At 44.6% G+C, this 21,033-nt stretch carries 10 protein-coding genes; 4 read left to right on the forward strand and 6 right to left on the reverse strand.

All coding sequences use genetic code 11. The annotated features are described in order from the left end of the window. Positions 1-202: 202 nt before the first annotated feature. Positions 203-595 (reverse strand): 30S ribosomal protein S9, encoded by a 393-nt coding sequence (rpsI, locus tag IGI76_RS16100; protein WP_003128901.1) that lies wholly within the window; start codon positions 593-595, stop codon positions 203-205. A gap of 15 nt (positions 596-610) precedes the next feature. Next, a complete protein-coding gene (gene rplM / locus IGI76_RS16105) occupies positions 611-1,057 on the reverse strand; it encodes a 50S ribosomal protein L13 (protein ID WP_301280258.1) in 447 nt (148 codons plus the stop codon). A gap of 406 nt (positions 1,058-1,463) precedes the next feature. Here rplM and IGI76_RS16110 point away from each other — a divergent pair, with 406 nt between their 5' ends. Then, positions 1,464-2,678 (forward strand): argininosuccinate synthase, encoded by a 1,215-nt coding sequence (locus tag IGI76_RS16110; protein WP_005233014.1) that lies wholly within the window; start codon positions 1,464-1,466, stop codon positions 2,676-2,678. A 54-nt stretch (positions 2,679-2,732) separates the two neighbouring features. Then, a complete protein-coding gene (argH, locus tag IGI76_RS16115; RefSeq protein ID WP_081117231.1) occupies positions 2,733-4,112 on the forward strand; it encodes an argininosuccinate lyase in 1,380 nt (459 codons plus the stop codon). Positions 4,113-4,153: 41 nt separating this feature from the next. Here argH and IGI76_RS16120 read toward each other — a convergent pair whose 3' ends face one another. Beyond that, positions 4,154-4,642, reverse strand: a complete 489-nt coding sequence (locus IGI76_RS16120) for a Dps family protein (protein WP_005230382.1) — start codon at positions 4,640-4,642, stop codon at positions 4,154-4,156. Between the two features lie 125 nt (positions 4,643-4,767). On the opposite strand from IGI76_RS16120, the gene IGI76_RS16125 reads away from it, so the two are divergent. Continuing rightward, positions 4,768-5,439 (forward strand): prepilin peptidase, encoded by a 672-nt coding sequence (locus IGI76_RS16125; RefSeq protein ID WP_081117230.1) that lies wholly within the window; start codon positions 4,768-4,770, stop codon positions 5,437-5,439. A gap of 81 nt (positions 5,440-5,520) precedes the next feature. Here the strand turns inward: IGI76_RS16125 and IGI76_RS16130 are convergent, their stop codons facing one another. Beyond that, the gene (locus tag IGI76_RS16130) at positions 5,521-11,712 is read right to left on the reverse strand and encodes a Spy0128 family protein (protein WP_438781718.1); all 6,192 of its coding nucleotides are present in this window, start codon (positions 11,710-11,712) and stop codon (positions 5,521-5,523) included. Positions 11,713-12,010: 298 nt separating this feature from the next. On the opposite strand from IGI76_RS16130, the gene IGI76_RS16135 reads away from it, so the two are divergent. Next, positions 12,011-13,417, forward strand: a complete 1,407-nt coding sequence (locus IGI76_RS16135; RefSeq protein WP_333718837.1) for a helix-turn-helix domain-containing protein — start codon at positions 12,011-12,013, stop codon at positions 13,415-13,417. 230 nt (positions 13,418-13,647) lie between these two features. Here IGI76_RS16135 and rpoC read toward each other — a convergent pair whose 3' ends face one another. Then, positions 13,648-17,298 carry a DNA-directed RNA polymerase subunit beta' gene (rpoC, locus tag IGI76_RS16140; protein WP_015510610.1) on the reverse strand — a complete coding sequence of 1,217 codons (3,651 nt, stop codon included), beginning with the start codon at positions 17,296-17,298 and terminating at the stop codon, positions 13,648-13,650. An 87-nt stretch (positions 17,299-17,385) separates the two neighbouring features. Then, on the reverse strand, positions 17,386-21,003 hold the full coding sequence (gene rpoB, locus IGI76_RS16145) for a DNA-directed RNA polymerase subunit beta (RefSeq protein ID WP_008381746.1): 3,618 nt from the start codon (positions 21,001-21,003) through the stop codon (positions 17,386-17,388). Positions 21,004-21,033: the final 30 nt, after the last annotated feature.

A 21,033-nucleotide genomic window follows, 5' to 3' on the forward strand; every position in this document is an offset into this window, starting at 1 on the left:
AAACCATTACTCAACAAGATATTAATGCGCTATAAATAACACCTGAGCAATTTCGATCATGGTCATCGATGCTAGAGGTATTAATCAAATTATTTGGTTGTAAAAAGGACCGATTAATAATGAAAAATTACTCAAACTTACCATTTGATACGAAAAAAGACACTCTCCAAAAAGAGAGTGTCTCGAATCTTCGATAAAAAGATTAACGTTTTGAAAATTGAGAAGCTTTACGAGCTTTCTTAAGACCTGGTTTTTTACGTTCAACCATACGTGCGTCACGAGTAAGTAAGCCAGCACGTTTAAGAGCTAAACGGAAATCAGGATCAACTTGTAACAATGCGCGTGCGATACCGTGACGGATTGCACCTGATTGTCCAGCGTATCCACCACCATTTACGTTTACAAAAACATCGTATGAACCTTTAGTTTCTGTAACGCCGAATGGTTGGTTGATTACTTCACGCAAGTCTGCGTGTGGGATGTATTCTTCAACATCTTTTTTGTTAACAGTAATTTTACCAGTACCTGGTACTAAACGTACGCGGGCTACTGCATTTTTACGACGGCCAGTGCCGATATATTGAGCTTGTGCCAATGAAATTCCCTCCTATTAGATTAAGTTTGTGATGTCCAATACTTCTGGTTGTTGTGCAGCATGTGGGTGTTCAGCGCCAGCATAAACATGAAGTTTCATTCCTTGTTTACGGCCTAAAGTGTTTTTAGGAAGCATGCCTTTTACAGAAGTTTCGATCAAACGACGAGAATTTTTAGCACGTAATTCTCCAGCAGAGACTGATTTCAATCCTCCTGGGAAGTTTGAGTGACGGTAATAAATTTTATCGCTTGCTTTGTTACCTGTTAATTTGATTTTTTCTGCATTAATGACGATTACGAAATCGCCTGTATCCACATGAGGTGTGAATGTTGGTTTATTTTTACCACGTAAGACAGATGCTACTACTGCTGAAAGACGACCCATAGGAACATCTGTTGCATCTACTACGTACCATTTACGTTCTACTTCGCCTGGTTTGGCCATATATGTTGTACGCACAATTTTTTCCTCCAATTCAATTTCACGAATGTTTGACATACACTTGAGTTTCCGGGGCTCTTGTGGGGCAAACAATACCATATAACATAATACCTTCTATAAAGCCTAATGTCAACGTAATTCCGCCTCTTTTTGAAAATTTTCTCCATTCGTTTTCTGCCATTTTCTCTGAAAAACGAAACTTGTTGTTGCAGGTTTCTAAAACTGAATACCATAATGAATATTATGTATAAACTTTCATTAACAAAGTGAGCATCCACTTCTTTTCCTTAACCATCGATAATAGTATAAAAACCTGATAATCACCACTTTTATGTATAAATATTTAATTTTACCCTTGATTTATTATTTTTATTCTGATAAGATAGCTTCAATCACTTGAAAACACGCGGAAAAGGAGTTAATAAGTATGAAAGAAAAAGTAATATTGGCCTATTCTGGAGGATTAGATACCTCCGTTTCAATTAAATGGTTAACGGACCAAGGATATGATGTGGTGGCTTGCTGCCTAGACATCGGTGAAGGTCGCGACACCCAATCCATTAAAGACAAAGCTTTGGCAGTTGGCGCGATTGAATCTTATGCCATCGATGCCCGCGAAGAATTCGCCCAAGATTTTGCTTTGATCGCTTTACAAGGCAATACTTTTTATGAAAATTCTTATCCTCTTGTTTCCGCTTTGTCTCGTCCATTGATTGCCAAGAAATTGGTGGAGTTGGCATTAGCGACTGGCGCAACGACCGTCGCCCACGGCTGTACTGGTAAAGGCAACGACCAAGTTCGGTTTGAAGTGGCGATCGCTGCTTTAGCGCCTCACTTGAAAGTCATCGCACCGGTTCGGGAATGGAAATGGTCCCGAGAAGAAGAAATTGCCTATGCAGCGGAAAAAGGAGTGCCGATTCCCGCTGACTTGGACAATCCATATTCCATCGACCAAAACTTGTGGGGACGTGCCTGTGAGTGCGGCGTCTTAGAAGATCCTTGGGCAACACCGCCAAAAGGAGCCTACGCCATCACGCAAGAATTAGAAGATACTCCTGACGTACCAACGATCGTTGAGATCACTTTTGATCAAGGGGTACCGACCGCCATTGATGGCGAAACGATGAATCTAGCAGAATTGATCATGAAACTAAACCGAATGGCTGGCGAGCATGGCGTTGGTCGGATCGACCATATCGAAAATCGTCTGGTGGGAATCAAATCACGGGAAGTTTATGAATGTCCAGGAGCGATCGCTTTGATGACGGCTCATAAAGAATTGGAAGATTTGGTCTTTGTACGGGAATTGGCGCATTTCAAACCAATCATCGAGCAGCAATTAGCCCAAGTCATCTATGATGGTCTTTGGTTCAATCCATTGACGGAAGCCTTGATTACCTTCCTGAAAAGCACGCAAGTCTACGTCAACGGGATCGTGCGTTTGAAATTGTTCAAAGGCAATGTCATTTGTGAAGGACGGAAATCTGAAAACAGCTTGTACGATGAAAACTTAGCAACGTATACTTCTGCAGATACCTTTGATCAGCATGCGGCCATCGGCTTCATCAAATTATGGGGACTGCCAAGCAAAGTGCACGCTGAGATCCAAGCACAACAGCAACTAACAGAAACATTGATTTAAGTATGCACGGCTGAAGCTGCCGCTTCAGCCGTAATCTTTTTTTGAGGTGAGAATATGGCAAAATTATGGGGCGGACGTTTCGATGGGAAAAATGAAGCATGGATCGATGCTTTTGGGGCTTCCATCACGTTTGATCAAAAGTTAGCAAAGCAAGACATTCTTGGCAGTTTGGCCCATGTCAAAATGCTGGTCCATACGGGCATCATCAGTCAAACCGATGGCGAAGCGATCATTGGCGGCTTGACCACGATTCAACAGCAATTAGCCGCTGGCGAATTGACCTTCACGATTGAAAATGAAGACATCCATTTAAACATCGAGACATTCTTGCATGAATTGATTGGACCAGTGGCAGGCAAATTGCATACTGCCCGTAGTCGTAATGACCAAGTGGCGACCGATATGCATTTGTATTTGAAAGAAGTCGTGCAAGAGGTGATCACTTTGATCGCTGAGTTGCGAGAAGCGCTGGTTTTACAAGCCGAAGCCAACATCTACACCATCATGCCCGGTTATACCCATCTGCAGCATGCACAGCCGATTTCTTTTGCCCATCACCTCTTAGCCTATTACAGTATGCTGACGCGTGACCAAGAGCGTTTCAGTGAGAGTTTGAGCCGCATCGATGTGATGCCTTTAGGCAGTGCTGCTTTGGCAGGAACTACCTTCCCTATCGATCGCGCCTTCACTGCTCAAGAGTTAGGGTTCAGCAATATTTACAGCAACAGCCTAGATGCGGTCAGCGATCGTGATTTTATCTTGGAATTTTTAAGCAACGCCTCTTTATTGATGATGCATCTGTCTCGTTTTTGTGAAGAGCTGATTCTTTGGTGCAGCCACGAGTACCAATTCGTGGAACTGACCGATACCTTCTCCACTGGCAGTTCCATCATGCCTCAAAAGAAAAACCCTGACATGGCGGAGCTGATCCGTGGAAAAACAGGACGTGTCTATGGGAACCTCTTTGGTCTTTTGACGGTCATGAAGGGCTTGCCGCTGGCGTACAACAAAGATTTCCAAGAAGACAAAGAAGGTATGTTTGACAGTGCCGAAACCATCACGAAAAGCTTGCAGATCATGACGGGCATGATCGCAACGATGAAGGTCAATCAAGCACGGATGCAAGAATCCACTGAAAAGGATTTTTCCAACGCAACAGAATTAGCGGATTACTTAGCTGGCAAAGGCGTGCCTTTCAGACAAGCACATGAGATTGTCGGCAAACTCGTCAGCGAGTGCTTGACCAAAGGCATCTATCTGCAAGATGTTTCCTTGGAAGACTACCAAGCGATCCATCCTGCCATCGACAGCGATATTTTTGAAAAACTTGACTCCTACACCGCCGTCAAAAATCGTCATTCCTATGGCGGCACCGGTTTTAATCAAGTGGCACAGCAAATTGAAGCCGCCAAAACGTTATTAACAAGCAAGTAAAAAAACCAGCGAAGAAAATTCTTCGCTGGTTTTTTTGTTGATTAATGACGTACGCGAGATTTCGCTGGATCGATCAATGGCGCTTCGCCTAAGTGCGCTTGGATCATCCAAATACGTTTTTCGATGGCTGTTTTGAAGCCGATGAAGATATCTTGGGTTGGATCGTCGCCTTCTTCACCAGATACTTCGATCCCTTTTTGGTATAAGTCCGCTAAGTAACGGTAGCCTTCCACCAATGTAGCTAAGCGTTCTGGAATCGTGCGGTCCCAGTTGCCGACTTCATCAGGGATTTGAGTGTGTTCTGCCATTTCACGCAAAGTTGAATATGGTGAACCGTCTAATGTAATCAAGCGTTCAGAAACTTCATCCAATTGCTCATTTAGATCATCCATGAATTCGTCCATCATTGGATGCAATGTCAAAAAGCCAGGTCCACGCATGTACCAGTGTGTTTGGTGAACGACCATAGCCATTTGGCTTAAATCAGCAACAAGTTGGTTTAATACTTCTTTTGTTTGTTCAAATTTCATAACGATTCCTCCTCTAAATTATCTATTTTAAGGATAATACGAAACAAATAAAAAGTACAACAAAATCATCTATTTGAGAAAATTTCTCACTCTCTTACGTATTTCTTTATGAGGGGGTACGAAAAATGACGATTTTCGTGTTTTTTTTAGGCGCTTTACTCGGCTTCTTTTGGCTTTTGCTCTTACAAACCCTGTTTTGGAATCTACCAAAAAGTGATTCTCGTTCTCACTACCAGAAAGTGAACAAAGTTTCGGATAACCATTGGTTTCTTCTCCTTCCTACAAGATGGCTTTCATCCCCGCTTTATTGGGTCTTCGCTTGCATATGCTATGGCGGACTTTGCGGGGTTGCCTTTCATGCTTCAGAAAGCTTCCTGGCTTTTGTCTGGCTGACCAGTGCCTTTTTACTCAGCTTGACCGACTTGATAGACTATAGCGTCTACCCGCAACTGCTGTACCCCGCCCACCTACTGCTAGCGCTGGCACAGCTTAGAAGCGGCGCTTCTTTTCAATGGCTGTCTTTAGGCTTGCTGGTTCCACTGGTCTTTTTTGTCTGGCAGGAAAAAATGGGCGGCGGCGATCTCTTAGTGCTGGCAGGCTGGGGCACTTGGCTAGCGCCAAAGACACTTTTGGCCCTCTTACTAGTAGCCAGCAGTCTCGGTCTCCTCGCTTTTTTTAGCTATCAAGGCATCTGGAAGAAACGATTGGCGCAGTTGCCCTTCGTCCCCTTCTTGAGTCTGGGTTTGCTGACTGTTCGCTTCCTAGCGTTTCATACTTTTGACGGTTTTTTTCTTTGAAGTGAAGAAAAACGGGACAGGAAAAAGCGGGACAAGTTGGCCTCATCCCGCTTTCTCTTTCTGCTCTGTTGCTTCCCCTGCCTATGATAACGGCGTCCGTTTTTTGCGATCAAGGTAGATGCCTACTGCGATTACTACTAACAACAGTCCCAAGACGACCCAACCAGCGGTCGTGGTGTCATTGGTTTTCGGTAAGTTGTCAGTTCCCGGCTTCGGTGTTTTGCCTTCTTTGACACGATTGTTGAATACCATCTCTGCCGTTTGCTCCGCTTCAGCCACCAATTTTCCTGCTTGATCTTTGACGGTGACCGTTACTTGATAGGTGGTTTCATCATAGATGATCGTGGCGTCGTTGCCAGCTTTTTCACGAATCGTGTAACGATGTTCCCCAGCATCGTCATACGTCAATGCATCAAAGGTAATCGTTCCATTTGCGTCATTGTGTTTGGTTTGCAGAACCTTTCCAGCTTCATCCACTAATTCAAATGCGAATTCGTTGGCTTGCAAGTCTCTACCCGTCAAGACTTTCTTCGCACTTAGTACGACACTGCCTGCTTGTGGTTGGTAGCTGTTTTCGAAGACTTGATCGCCTTCGTATTCGGCAACTGCCGTGAGCTGTCCAGCTTCATCCGTCACGGTCACAACTACCGCCAGCTCTTTTGTATCGTAGGTGATGGTGCCATCGCTGTCTATTTTCTCACGGATGGTGTAGTGGTATTCGCCTGCTTCATCATATGCGAGAGCATCGAAGTAGATCTTGCCGGTTGCGTCATTGGCTTTTGTTTGAAGTACGTTGCCTTCTTCATTGACTAGTTCAAAGGCGAATTCATTTGCTTGTAGTGTACGACCAGTTAAGACTTTCTCGGCACTTAGTACGACACTGCCAGCTTGTGGTTGATAGCTGTTTTCAAAGACTTGATTGCCTTCGTATTCCGCAACTGCCGTGAGCTGTCCGTCTTCATCCGTTACAGTGACAACTACCGCCAGTTCTTTCCTATCGTACGTAATCGTGCCATCGATTCCTGCTTTCTCACGGATGGTATAGTGGTACTCACCTGTTTCCTCGTAAGGGAGCGCGTCAAAGTAGATCTTGCCCGTGGCATCGTTGGCTTTTGTTTGAAGAACAGTTCCGTCTTCATCCACCAGTTCAAAATCGAATTCATTTGCTTGCAAGGTACGGCCCATCAATACTTTCTCAGCACTTAGTACGACGCTGCCTGCTTGTGGTTGATAGCTGTTTTCAAAGACTTGGTTGCCTTCGTATTCGGCAACTGCCGTGAGCTGTCCATCTTCATCCGTTACGGTCACAACTACCGCAAGTTCTTTTGCATCATACGTGATCGTACTATTGTTGCCAGCTTGTTCACGGATAGTATAGCGGTATTCGCCCGCTTCGACATATGCAAGAGCATCGAAGTAGATCTTGCCAGTGGCGTCGTTGGCTTTTGTTTGAAGAACGTTCCCTTCTTCATCCACTAGTTCAAATGCGAACTCATCTGCTTGTAAGGTACGACCTATCAAGACTTTCTCGGCACTTAGTACGACACTGCCTGCTTGTGGCGTATAGTCGTTTTCAAAGACTTGATTGCCCTCATACGTTGCTGTTGCCACCAGTTGCCCGTCTTCATCGGTGACTCTCACAACAACACCAATTTCTTTCGTATCATAGGTAACGGTACTATCTGCACCAGCTTTTTCCCGAATCGTATAGCGGTATTCGCCGATTTCGTCATATGTCAATTCATCGAAATAGATTTGACCAATTGCGTCATTGCTTTTCGTCTGTACTACATCACCTGCTTCATCGACTAGTTCAAAGGCAAACTCGTTGGCTTCTAACGCGCGTCCCGTCAACACTTTCTCTACATTCAAGACCACACCGCCAGCTTTTGGCGTATAGTCATTTTCAAAGACTTGATTGCCTTCGTATTCGGTAACTGCCGTGAGCTGTCCGTCTTCATCAGTGACGGTCACAAATACCGCAAGTTCTTTTGCATCGTAAGTGATGGTGCCGTCAGTTCCTGCTTTCTCACGAATGGTGTAGTGATACTCACCTGTTTCCTCGTAAGGGAGCGCGTCAAAGTAGATCTTGCCAGTGGCATCATTGGCTTTTGTCTGAAGTACGTTGCCTGCTTCATCGACTAGTTCAAAATCGAATTCATTTGCTTGTAAGGTACGACCAGTTAAGACTTTCTCGGCACTTAGTACGACACTACCAGCTTTTGGTTGATAGCTGTTTTCGAAGACTTGATTGCCTTCATATTCCGCTACTGCAGTCAACTGCCCGTCTTCATCCGTGACGGTCACAACTACCGCAAGTTCTTTTGCATCGTAGGTGATGGTGTCGTCAGTTCCGGCTTTCTCACGGATGGTGTAGCGGTATTCACCTGCTTTATCGTAAGGAATAGCGTCAAAGTAGATCTTGCCCATGGCATCATTGGCTTTTGTCTGAAGCACAGTTCCTGCTTCATCAACTAGTTCAAAGTCAAATTCTTCTGCCTGCAAGCTTCGACCCGTCAAAATTTTCTCAGCATTCAAAACGACACTGCCAGCTTTTGGTGTATAGTCATTTTCAAAGACTTGATTGCCTTCATAGACTGCTGTCGCAATCAACTGACTGTCTTCTTCTGTCACCGTCACAGTTACCTTTAGTTCTTTGTCAGTATAGGTGATGGTTGGATCATCGCCGGCTTTTTCCCGAATCGTGTAATGGTAATCGCCAGGCTCGTTGTAAGTGATGTCGTCAAAAGTGACTTGACCGTTACCGTCATTGGTTTGGGTTAGAATCACAGAGCCAGTTTCATCCACCAGGTAGAAAGTAAATTCGCCGTCTTTCAGCTCGCGTCCATGAAGCAGCTTCTGGACATTCAAAGCATGGGTCGTTTCTTTGATTTCTCGCTTGTTGGCTAGCTCAAAGACATAATTGACTTCTTTATCAGAGATAGTGAAGGTGTACTGAGTCGCATCTCGTTCGTATCCTTCTGGTGCGGTGATTTCTTGGATCATATAATCGCCGTAACGCAGATTGTCGATCCGATCAATGGCGTTGCCGTTTTCCATGATCTGATTGTTTTTGACCACCAGATTCGACAAGATGACTTCATAGGTATTTTGCGCATTTTTGCGGCTTAATTGGAAAACTGCTTCTTCATCGATCCCTCGTTCTTTGGTGCCATCTGCATCGTATTTCACGATCGTCAAGGAGCCGTTCGTACCAGAAGAGGTTCCGCTGCCGTCTGTCGATTTGATGGTGATTTCTTTGGTCACTGTGTGAATCTCGATCTCACTACCCGTTAAATTGACACTATTGGCCACCCGTTCATTGTTCAAAATCCCAGGATCAAGCTGTGTTTGATAAACGATAAAGTACGGTTTATCAATCATTTCTTCAAAAGCGATCACTAACGATTGCGTCCCTGCTACCACATCCGAGGTGATTTTCGGATTGTCCTCGTTGGTGAAGGTGACTTTTTCTCCTTTTTCCCAAGTGCCATTGTTTAAGACCGCTTCATACACCTCTACGATCACGGCATCGTTGGCATCGCGTAAAAAGGTGTGCTGATTGTAGTTGATGGTATCGGTGACTACCGCATTGTGGATTTTGCGACTGTCAGCGTTGATCATGATTTCCCAATCAATCAATCGATTGTTGTCGGCATTCTGGCTGCCGTTTTTCATCAACCAGTCCGTTTTTGCGGACTTGTCGACTTGGCCATCGGCAGTCAAGGTTGTGTCATTGTCCGTCAATGTGATGGTATTTTTGTAGGTAAATACCTCTTCAGCTGCTTCGGTTGCCAAGAAGACCGCCAGTGTTTCAGACGTTTCTTTCAGCAAGGTGATCGTAACTTTCTTCGTATCAGGATCATAGGTGTAGATGTAATCCTCGTTCTCCACCAATTGTTCTTTCAGCGCTCTGACTTGCGTCGTATACCCAGTTACTGTGACCGTGTAAAGCGCCAAGTCTTTCAAGGTTTGGCCTTCTTGCAGCTGGTCAGTGATGACTGCATCTTTGTTGATTTTTTCTTTGTACGTATTGAATAGCCCCATCCAATAGACTTGATCGCTCGAAGCGGTCTGCTCATCAAAAATAGTTCCTAGATTCCGACCTAATACGGCGGTAATCGCTTTAGCGACATCTTCCCCTTCACCAATAAATAGGCCGTATTTCAAGGCATTTTTTAACCAACTGGTGTCCATCCATGTATTGGTTTCAGAAGCTTCCGTGAACGTATTGCCAGCTTCGTCTTTATAATGGACAAACGCTGCATTACTAAACCGGCTGCTAGAACTTCCTAATGCGATCTGCTGTGAAACATCGAAGCTGGTTTTAAAATTAATAGTGATCGTTGCCGAGGTCGTTTGGTACGCCCCTTGCAACTTGATGCGAAAACCCGTCTCAAGTTCCTTCGTTGTGCCGTCCGTCAGTGTTTTCGTTTCTTTGATCAGCTCCAGCGTATAGTCGGTATCAAGAACCAAAGGCTCGGTCACGCCGCTCGCCGTCACTACCAGCGTATCCGCCAACAAGGCCAGTGCGCTGCTGTTTGCGCCAGAAATCAATTGATAGCGGTCTTCGATGATCAGGTCGCTAACTGTTTGCTGATTCGTATTGGCATCAATCTTCCATACGACAGTCTTTGTCTCATAATCTTTGGTGCCAGCTGTTTTCACGACACCGATCGTTTTGGTTGGCGTCACGATCCCACTGCCCGTCAACGAGGTATTTTGATTGTCGCGGACCGAAGCGTAGTTGTAAATACGGGTATCGGCTAAAACCGATTCATACAGCTGGGTATCGTATTGAATCTTGTAGTAACCAGCTTTGGCAAACGTAATACCAAAGCGTACGATTTCCCCCTCTTTGTCCAGCTGGTACGTCCCATCAAAGGACCAATCTTCTGCTGGAATCGAGTTGCCATCTTTGTCTGTGATCACCAAAGTTTCTGGCACAAAAAAGTGCAGGGCTTTTTCAGGATCCGTTCCTGAATAGGTCTGATCCAAAACTTTGGCTTGGTCTTTGTCCAATGTGACGGAAATTTCCCATGACGCACGTTTCGTTTCTTGATCATACCCTTTAAACCGTTTGTATTCTGATTGTTCATCATAGGTCACCGTTGCTTCTGCGGTTTTTTCTGTAAAATCGCTACCGTTGATTGTTGCCGTGTTTTTGAAAGAAGAAGCCGTTGGATCGGTGACTGCACTATTGATGACGATGCGGACCGGTTGATTGACGGTTTGATTGAAGGTAAACGTGTTGTTGACGCTGTTAAAGGTATATAAGCCATCGGTACGAACCCACTCCTTGGTAGCTTCATCGTACAAGTAGCCCGTCGAGGTACTATAAGATAAGCCTTGGGGCATCTTATCGGTGATCACCACATCGTGCAATTCACGACTGGTTTGGTTAAAAATAATTTCCCAGACCACTGAACCGCTGGAAGTCACATTACCAGTCTTAATGATATCGACTTCATAAATCGGCAATGTAATGATGATCTCATGACCATCTTCATCGTAGATCCCAGTATGAATCGTCACTTCTTCAGTAACAGTACTCACACTTAATTCCGTGATCAGATCAATGGTTCCCGAACGATTGGATAATGTCTGTGCGGCCTCATTAAACGTGACAGTCAATGTACCATCATGATCCAAGGTAAAGGTTCCGATCGATTGTCCGCCAGAACGAGTCAATTCGCCGCTAACGGTATTATGAATGGCAAAATAGTCTGGCAATTGATACGTATAATAATCGCCTGCGCGAATTTCTACCGTGTCTGCTAACGACCAGTCAAAATGGATTTTGATGTTGCCGTTATACATCGGTGGATTTTCGGCAGTGAAGGGTTGATCGTTTAAGTCAGTGATCCGAACATTATCAAATAGCTGCACGCCCCGTTCATTTAGGTTGGCACTAAGATTCTCCGCGGTAGCCGAAGCTTCCGTTTCCGCCTCAGCATCTGGTGCTCGCGGTTGAATACTGTTTTGATTCAATGTCGAAGATGCTTGGGTTTCTTGACTCTCGCTAGGGACGGTAGTTGGTGCTTCTGTAGATTGAGTAGTCGTAGGTTGTGTTTCCTCTGTCCCAGATGAGTCCGTCGGTGCTTTTTCCGAATCGATCGTTTCGCTCTCTGCTTCGCTACTTGCTAGCGTTTCTGTCGTCCGTTGCGTGCTATCGGTTGCGTTAAGTGCTTCTGCTAATATGATCGTTGGTTCACAAATAATTGAACCAAGCAACACCAGCAAACATATATAGATAGAAAATGGCTTTTTCATGATTATTCATTCCTTTTGTATAAAGTTTTTTTATTCAATTGATTTCGGAAGTGCTCCACGAATAAAATTGTTCAACAGTGAGCAAGATATCCCAACAAACAACTGCTTTTTTCCCCCTCCCCATGATTCTACGATTTAGGTCTTTGCTACTTGCATCAAACGTGTTACTACTATCCCACACTTCTATTTTCCCAAATTATCACGTGGTGATGTATTCAAAAAAAATTCAACAGGTAATTTTTTTGAATACATGTAAAAACGTGATACTATTTAGTCAAAAGGAGGCTTGGAGGAAAATATGTTACGGAAATTGTTATCATCCACTTCACAAAAGAAACTACAGCTGATTGAGTATTTATTGGACGATCAAGGGACCAGTCTTCACGATTTAGCACTGAAATTTTCTATCTCCATGTCCTCAGCAAAAACCTATATCGCAGAAATTGACAATGAATTTTCGTTTCTGGACTTACAATTTGATGATTTTTCAGCGGTTCGCTTGCACTTACATCCCTTTGCTACTCGTTTGGATATTTACAGCCACTTTTTGAACCGTTCTTCTGCGTTTCAATTACTGGAATTATTGTTTTCTTCCAGTTTTACCAGTTATGATATGCTGGCGCTGGAATTAAATTTAAGCAAATCATCGATTATTCGTTTAATTAAGAGGATCAACTTGATCCTACCTCCTTTTGATTTCTTTATCGCAACCAAACCTATCCAGTTAAAAGGCAATGAAAAGAATATTCGCCAATTTTTTCTGATTTTCTTCTTGGAGAAATACCAATATGAATTTATCGACGCCAACATCAATCAAGAACAGGAATTTTTGAAAATCGCCCATATTATGGCAGCAGCGACGCCCTTAAATCTCTATTTTTCCGATATCAAAAAGATCGCTTTTGTCATCTATATCAATACGAAGCGTGACCGTTTTGCTGCCTCTGAAACCAATGCGAATCATATCGAGTATTTTTTAGAAAAAATCGACTTGAGTGAATTTACTGGCTATACCCGTGCCTATGTAGAAAAAATGGTTGGCTATGTCACGACGCACATTGGGCAAGACCCCGCTGTCTTTCGCAAAACCAAACAAGAATTTTATCATTTGACGAAGCAATTGTTTCGAAAATACAACTACCGCGAAAGCAATTTTGAAGAAAAGCTGGATGCCGTCGTCTTTTCCTATTTTCTTGGGATCAATCTGCAGGTTCTTTACTGCATTTTGGATGATCGCTTCGCCCGCTTTGTTGCTAATTGTGATTTTGTTCAGCAAGCAGTCAACCAAGACATCGTTCAGCTTTTGACCCATTCGAGTTTACCGATCATTCGACCAAGTACGATCAATTACCTGATTTATATTTTTCATACTTCTTTTCCCAATTTTGCCAAAGAAATCATCGACGCCAATGCTGGCTTTCGCTTAGCCTTGTTTTATGATACGAATAGTTATCATACGGAATTTATCCAAACAAAGATCCAGCAGTTTATTCCCTATCAGCTAACGATCACGATCTTAAATCCCCTCGATTCGTTTTCTCTGACTATGCTGGATGAGACCTATGATCTGATCATCGGCAATCTGACACCTTCCAGTAGAAAAAATCTGTTTCATTATGCGGATATCAATCTGACTTCAAATGACTTGGCTTTTATTGCGCAGCAGATTCAGGAAAAAGGGATCGCCAATTTACAAAAACGGTAGGAAGACCGATGAAAAACAAAAAAGCCCCTCAAAAGGAGCTATTGAAGTGCTATCCCTTCAGAAGTTAGAGCAACTTCTGAGGATACAAGCTTCGTTTCACTTTTGGCGGGGCTTTTTAGTATGCCAAGAGCGTTCAACATTTGATCCTATATAACTACAAAAAAAGCTTGCCATTCCGAAGAATGACAAGCTTTTCCGTCACACTGAGTCAATCAGGTGCTGGGCATTGATTAGTTTTGGCTGTTCAATGCGTCTTCAGCAGCCATTTGTGCTTCGATGTCTGAGATGCTGTAGACATTTTCGCTGGCAACTGTTACTTCTTTTGGTTCCATTTCACGGTAACGAGGCATACCAGTACCAGCTGGGATGATCTTACCGATGATTACATTTTCTTTCAATCCAAGAAGAGGATCTTTCTTGCCGCGGATCGCTGCATCGGTCAACACACGAGTGGTTTCTTGGAAGGACGCAGCAGACAAGAAGCTGTTGGTTTCCAAGGATGCTTTCGTGATCCCTAATAGGACTGGACGGCTAGTTGCAGGAACGCCGCCGGCTACCAATGTGTCGTAGTTGCGGTCTTTAAAGTCGGCGATATCCAACAATGTTCCTGGCAAGATGCCTGAATCACCTGGATCCATGACGCGGACTTTACGCAGCATTTGACGAACCATTACTTCGATATGTTTGTCGCCGATTTCTACCCCTTGCATCCGGTAAACGCGTTGAACTTCCCGTAATAGGTAGTTTTCAACAGACAAGACATCGCGAACTTGTAACAGTTGTTTTGGATCGATCGATCCTTCCGTCAATGGCGCACCACGATGGATAAAGTCGCCTTCTGCTACTTTCATCCGAGCAGTATAAGGAACGGTATACGTACGCGTATCGGTTTCCCCTTTGATGGTCACTTCTTTGGTCCGAGTTGAAGGGTCTTCTGAGATATCGATGACTTCTCCGGTAACTTCGGTAATGACCGCTTGTCCTTTCGGATTACGGGCTTCAAAGATTTCTTGGACACGAGGGAGACCTTGCGTGATATCGTCTCCGGCAACCCCGCCGGTATGGAAGGTACGCATGGTCAACTGAGTACCAGGTTCACCGATTGATTGGGCAGCGATGGTACCGACTGCTTCCCCAACTTCAACTTCAGAACCAGTGGCTAAGTTGCGGCCATAACAATGTTTACATACACCATGTTTGGTGTTACATGTGAAGACAGAGCGAATGGATACTGTTTCGATGCCAGCGTCCACGATGGCTTTAGCTAAATCTTCAGTGATCAATTCATTGACCCCTAGAAGGACTTCGCCAGTTTCAGGATGGATCACTGATTTACGTGTGTAACGTCCAATCAAACGTTCTTCTAAGGATTCGATGATTTCGTTTCCTTCGCGAATTGCTTGAATGTCTAAACCACGGTCAGTACCACAATCGTCTTCACGGATGATGACATCTTGGGCAACGTCAACTAAACGACGTGTCAAGTAACCGGAATCGGCTGTTTTCAAGGCGGTATCGGTCATCCCTTTACGGGCACCATGGGTCGAGATAAACATTTCCAAGACAGATAGACCTTCACGGAAGTTTGAGATGATCGGCAATTCCATGATTCGTCCGTTAGGCGCGGCCATCAATCCACGCATCCCAGCAAGCTGAGTAAAGTTGGAGATGTTACCACGGGCACCGGAATCAGACATCATGAAGATTGGGTTTTTCGCTTCTAATGATTCCATCAGTTTTAACTGGATTTCATCTTTGGCTGCATTCCAAACACCAATAACTCGTTCATAACGCTCGTCATCGGTAATCAACCCACGACGGAATTGTTTCGTGATCGTTTCTACTTGTTTGTGGGCATTGTCGATGATGTCATGTTTTTCGTGCAAGTTCATGATATCAGCGATACCAACGGTGATACCTGCCATTGTTGAATGGCTGTATCCTAAGTCTTTCATGCGGTCAAGCATGCGTGACGTTTCAGTGATGCGGAAACGTTTGAAGACTTCTGAAATGATGTTTCCTAAGTTTTTCTTCTTGAATGGGCCAACAAGCTCTTGTTCTTTGATGAAGGCAGGCACATCTGTACCAGCTTCAATAAAGTACTTGTCTGGTGTTTGAACCGTCAAGTTGTAGTCAGTCGGTTCGTTCAAGAATGGGAATTCTGGCGGCATGATCGAGTTGAAGATCACTTTACCTACCGTTGTTACCATCAAGCGTTGTTTTTGTTCAGACGTGAATGGTTTGTCCCCTAAAGTGTTTGGATTGATGGCGATCCGTGTGTGTAAATGCACGTAGCCATTGCGCCATGCCGTAACTGCTTCGTCCATGTCACGGAAGATCATGCCTTCCCCTTCACGGCCTTCTTCTTCCATCGTCAAGTAGTAGTTCCCTAGGACCATATCCTGAGATGGTGTTACAACTGGTTTTCCGTCTTTTGGATTCAAAATGTTTTGGGCTGCTAACATCAGCATACGTGCTTCTGCTTGCGCTTCTTCGTTCAATGGTACGTGAACGGCCATTTGGTCTCCATCGAAATCGGCATTGTAGGCTTCACAAACAAGTGGGTGCAAACGAATGGCACGACCTTCAACTAAGACTGGTTCAAATGCTTGGATACCTAATCTGTGAAGCGTAGGTGCCCGGTTCAATAGCACTGGATGTTCTTTGATGACATCTTCTAAGACATCCCAAACTTCGTCTTCTTGACGTTCGATTTTGCGTTTGGCATTTTTGATGTTTGACGCGATTTCACGAGAAACAAGCTCCCGCATCACGAATGGTTTGAACAATTCGATCGCCATTTCTTTTGGCAGACCACATTGGTACATTTTAAGGAATGGACCAACGACGATAACTGAACGACCTGAGTAGTCGACCCGTTTTCCTAGCAAGTTTTGACGGAAACGACCTTGTTTCCCTTTCAACATGTGAGAAAGAGATTTCAATGGGCGGTTCCCTGGTCCTGCAACTGGACGGCCGCGACGACCGTTATCGATCAAGGCATCGACTGCTTCTTGCAACATCCGTTTTTCATTTTGAACGATGATGTTTGGTGCATTCAAGTCTAACAAGCGTTTCAAACGGTTGTTACGGTTGATTACACGACGATACAAGTCGTTCAAGTCACTTGTGGCAAAACGTCCACCTTCTAATTGCACCATTGGGCGCAAATCAGGCGGGATAACTGGGATAACGTCCATGACCATCCAGCTTGGTTTGTTTCCTGAAGCACGGAATGCTTCTAAGATATCCAAACGGCGGATCGCACGGGTCCGTTTTTGACCAGTTGCGTTTTTCAATTCTTCTTTCAATTCAGCAACTTCGCCTTCAAGATCAACGCCATCTAATAATTGTTTGATGGCTTCGGCACCCATCGCTGCTGAAAATTCTTGACCGTATTGGTCACGTTTTTCACGGTATTCCCGTTCAGTCAATAGTTGTTTTTTCTCAAGGCTGGTGTTTCCTGGTTCAATCACTACGTAAGAAGCAAAGTAGATGATTTCTTCCAATGCACGTGGGCTCATGTCTAAAACAAGACCCATCCGTGAAGGAATGCCTTTGAAGTACCAAATGTGTGATACTGGTGCTGCTAATTCAATGTGTCCCATGCGTTCACGACGCACTTTTGAACGTGTTACTTCCACGCCGCAACGGTCACAAACGATGCCTTTATAGCGGATCCGTTTGTATTTGCCGCAAGCACATTCCCAGTCTTTGGTTGGACCGAAAATACGCTCGTCAAACAACCCTTCGCGTTCAGGTTTTAACGTACGGTAGTTAATGGTTTCTGGTTTTTTTACTTCACCATAAGACCAGCTTCTGATTTTTTCAGGAGAAGCCAAACCGATTTGCATACTTTCGAATTTATTTACATCGATCAAAAAAGGTTCCCTCCATTTCATTTCATGGACATATCCGATAGAACGGGGGCTATTTCCGCTGGTGGCGGAAATAGCGAGGGCCGTCTATTATTGCAAGCGATCTTCTGCTGTCTCGATTTGTTGGTTCAACGCGTCGGCGGCATTTTTAGCTTCTGTTTGTGCTTTTTGTTCTAATTCGCGGGCTGTTTGTTGCTCCGCAAATTTTGTTAAGGCATCAACGGTGATCAAATCATCATCGTCATCATCCATATCACGTAGTTCGATCTCTGCATCATCGATATCTAGTACACGCATGTCTAGACCCAGTGATTGCAATTCTTTTACTAATACGCGGAATGATTCTGGTACACCTGGTTTTGGAATTGGTTCCCCTTTGACGATTGCTTCGTATGTTTTCACACGACCAACCACGTCATCTGATTTGTAGGTCAAGATTTCTTGCAAGGTGTAAGCAGCACCGTATGCTTCCAGTGCCCAAACTTCCATCTCTCCGAAACGTTGTCCACCAAATTGGGCTTTTCCTCCCAATGGTTGTTGAGTAACCAATGAGTAAGGTCCAATGGAACGGGCATGCAATTTATCATCGACCATGTGGGCCAATTTGATCATGTACATGACACCAACGGAGATGCGGCCATCAAATGGTTCGCCGGTACGTCCATCGTAAAGCACTGTTTTGGCATCGCTGGCCATTCCTGCTTCAGCAACGGTTGCCCAAACATCTTCATCGCTGGCTCCATCAAAGACTGGTGTTGCCACGTGAATGCCTAATTGACGCGCAGCCATTCCTAAGTGTAACTCTAATACTTGTCCAATGTTCATCCGAGAAGGTACCCCTAATGGGTTCAGCATGATATCGACTGGTGTGCCATCTGGTAAGAAAGGCATGTCTTCTTCTGGCATAATGCGAGAAACGACCCCTTTGTTTCCGTGACGTCCGGCCATTTTATCCCCTTCATGGATTTTCCGTTTTTGAACGATATAAACGCGAACCAGCATGTTCACACCTGGTGACAATTCATCGCCAGCTTCGCGGGTAAAGATTTTGACATCGTGGACGATTCCGCCGCCGCCGTGAGGCACACGTAGAGAAGTGTCACGCACTTCGCGGGCTTTTTCACCAAAGATTGCGTGCAATAAACGCTCTTCTGCTGAAAGTTCCGTTACCCCTTTTGGCGTAACTTTCCCAACAAGCAGATCGCCATCTTTGACTTCCGCACCAATGCGGATAATCCCCATTTCGTCTAGGTCTTTCAATGCGTCTTCCCCAACGTTCGGGATTTCGCGAGTGATTTCTTCAGGTCCTAATTTTGTGTCGCGGGCTTCTGATTCATATTCTTCAATATGGACAGAAGTGTAAACATCATCTTTCACCAAACGACGGCTCATGATGATGGCATCTTCATAGTTGTACCCTTCCCAAGTCATGAATGCGACTAAGACGTTTTGTCCTAGTGCCATTTCGCCTTGTTCCATAGATGGGCCATCTGCTAAGATGTCGCCTTTTTCCACTTTTTCACCAAGTGCTACTAATGGACGTTGGTTGTAGCTGGTTCCTGAGTTTGAACGACGGAATTTGGTAACAGAATAAACGTCCAATGCGCCATTGTCACGACGAACGCGCACTTCGGCTGCATCCACGTATTCTACGATCCCATCATGTTTACATAACAAAGCAGCTCCTGAGTCATGTGCTGATTTGTATTCCATACCAGTACCAACCCAAGGTGCTTTCGGATTGATCAATGGTACAGCTTGCCGCTGCATGTTGGCACCCATCAAGGCACGGTTGGAGTCATCGTTTTCCAAGAAAGGAATACATGCGGTTGCGACTGCGACTACTTGTTTTGGTGATACGTCCATGTAGTCGACTTTATCGATCGAAACTTCCAAGTTTTCAGAAGTAGCACGCGCCATAACAACGTCGTTTACGAAAGAGCCGTCTTCATTTAACAAGCTGTTTGCTTGGGCCACAACGTAGTGGTCTTCGGTATCGGCAGTCAAGTAATCGATCTTGTCAGTAACACGGCCTGTTTCGCGGTCAACTCGACGGTATGGTGTTTCAATGAAGCCATACTTGTTGACTTTGGCATAAGAGGCCAAGCTGTTGATCAACCCGATGTTTGGTCCCTCAGGCGTTTCGATCGGACACATACGGCCATAGTGGGAATAGTGAACGTCTCGGACTTCATAGCCGGCACGGTCACGGGTCAAACCACCAGGTCCTAAGGCAGATAGACGACGTTTATGGGTCAACTCACCCAGTGGGTTTGTTTGGTCCATGAACTGTGACAACTGAGAAGAACCAAAGAATTCTTTGATACTTGCGACAACCGGACGAATGTTGATCAATTGTTGCGGTGTCAAGGTTTCGGTGTCTTGGATCGACATCCGTTCACGCACGACACGCTCCATCCGAGCAAGCCCGATCCGGAATTGGTTTTGCAATAATTCACCAACAGAACGAATCCGACGGTTTCCTAAGTGGTCGATGTCATCGACATTGCCAATGCCTTCCATCAAGTTGAAGAAGTAGCTCATTGAAGCAATGATATCCGCTGGACGAACCGTACGTGTAGCAGTATCTGGATAGCCATTACCGATCACGTTGACTTCTTGTTCTGGATCTTTTGGTGAAAAGACTTTGATGACTTGGACGGTCATTGGTTCGGTAACGACCCCATCTTCTGATGGGTAGTACGTTACACTGTTTAGGCCATTATCGATAAATGCGCCTAGTGTTTCCATGACTTGGTGAGTCAAAACAGTTCCTTTTTCAACAATGATTTCGCCTGTTTCAGGGTCAACCAAGGTTTCTGCTAAGGTCAAGTTCAATAGACGTGTTTTCAAGTCTAATTTTTTGTTTACTTTGTAACGACCAACATTTGCTAAGTCGTAACGTTTTGGATCGAAGAAACGTGCGTTCAGCAAGCTGCGTGAGCTGTCTGCTGTTTTTGGCTCGCCTGGACGAAGACGTTCGTAAACATCTTTCAATCCTTCTTCGGTACGAGAATCGCTTGCGTTTTTATGCAAGTCTTTTTCGATCGTGTTGCGCAATGATTCACTGTCGCCGAAAATTTCAAAGATCGTGTCATCAGAACCAAACCCTAGGGCACGGACTAAGACCGTCAAAGGAATTTTACGGGTACGGTCAATCCGTACGTAAGAGATATCTTTGGCATCAGTTTCCATTTCTAACCACGCACCGCGGTTAGGGATAACAGTTGAACCAAAGCCTTCTTTGCCGTTTTTATCGACTTTGCCATGGAAATATACACCTGGAGAGCGGACCAACTGAGAAACGATAACCCGTTCTGCCCCGTTGATGATAAAGGTTCCTTGTTCAGTCATTAATGGGAAATCACCAAAGAATACTTCTTGGGATTTGATTTCCCCAGTTTCACGGTTCGTCAAACGCAAAGTAACATGTAATGGTGCCGAATAGTTTGCATCATGGGCACGGGCTTCTTCTACTGTATACTTTGGTTCTTTCAATTCATAATCCACAAATTCTAGGGACAAGTTACCGTTGAATCCTTCGATTGGCAAAATATCTTCAAACATTTCTCTTAGGCCCTCATCTAGGAACCATTGGTAAGAGTCGGTTTGAATTTCAATCAAATTCGGTAATTCTAATACTTCACTGATCCGTGCGAAACTTCTACGTTCGCGATGCTTTCCGTATTTTACTACGTGTCCAGCCAAGCTCTTCACCTCTTCATAAAGTCTTTCAAA

The organism is Enterococcus sp. DIV2449a (genome assembly GCF_051711225.1).
GTDB classification, from domain to species: domain Bacteria; phylum Bacillota; class Bacilli; order Lactobacillales; family Enterococcaceae; genus Enterococcus_D; species Enterococcus_D casseliflavus.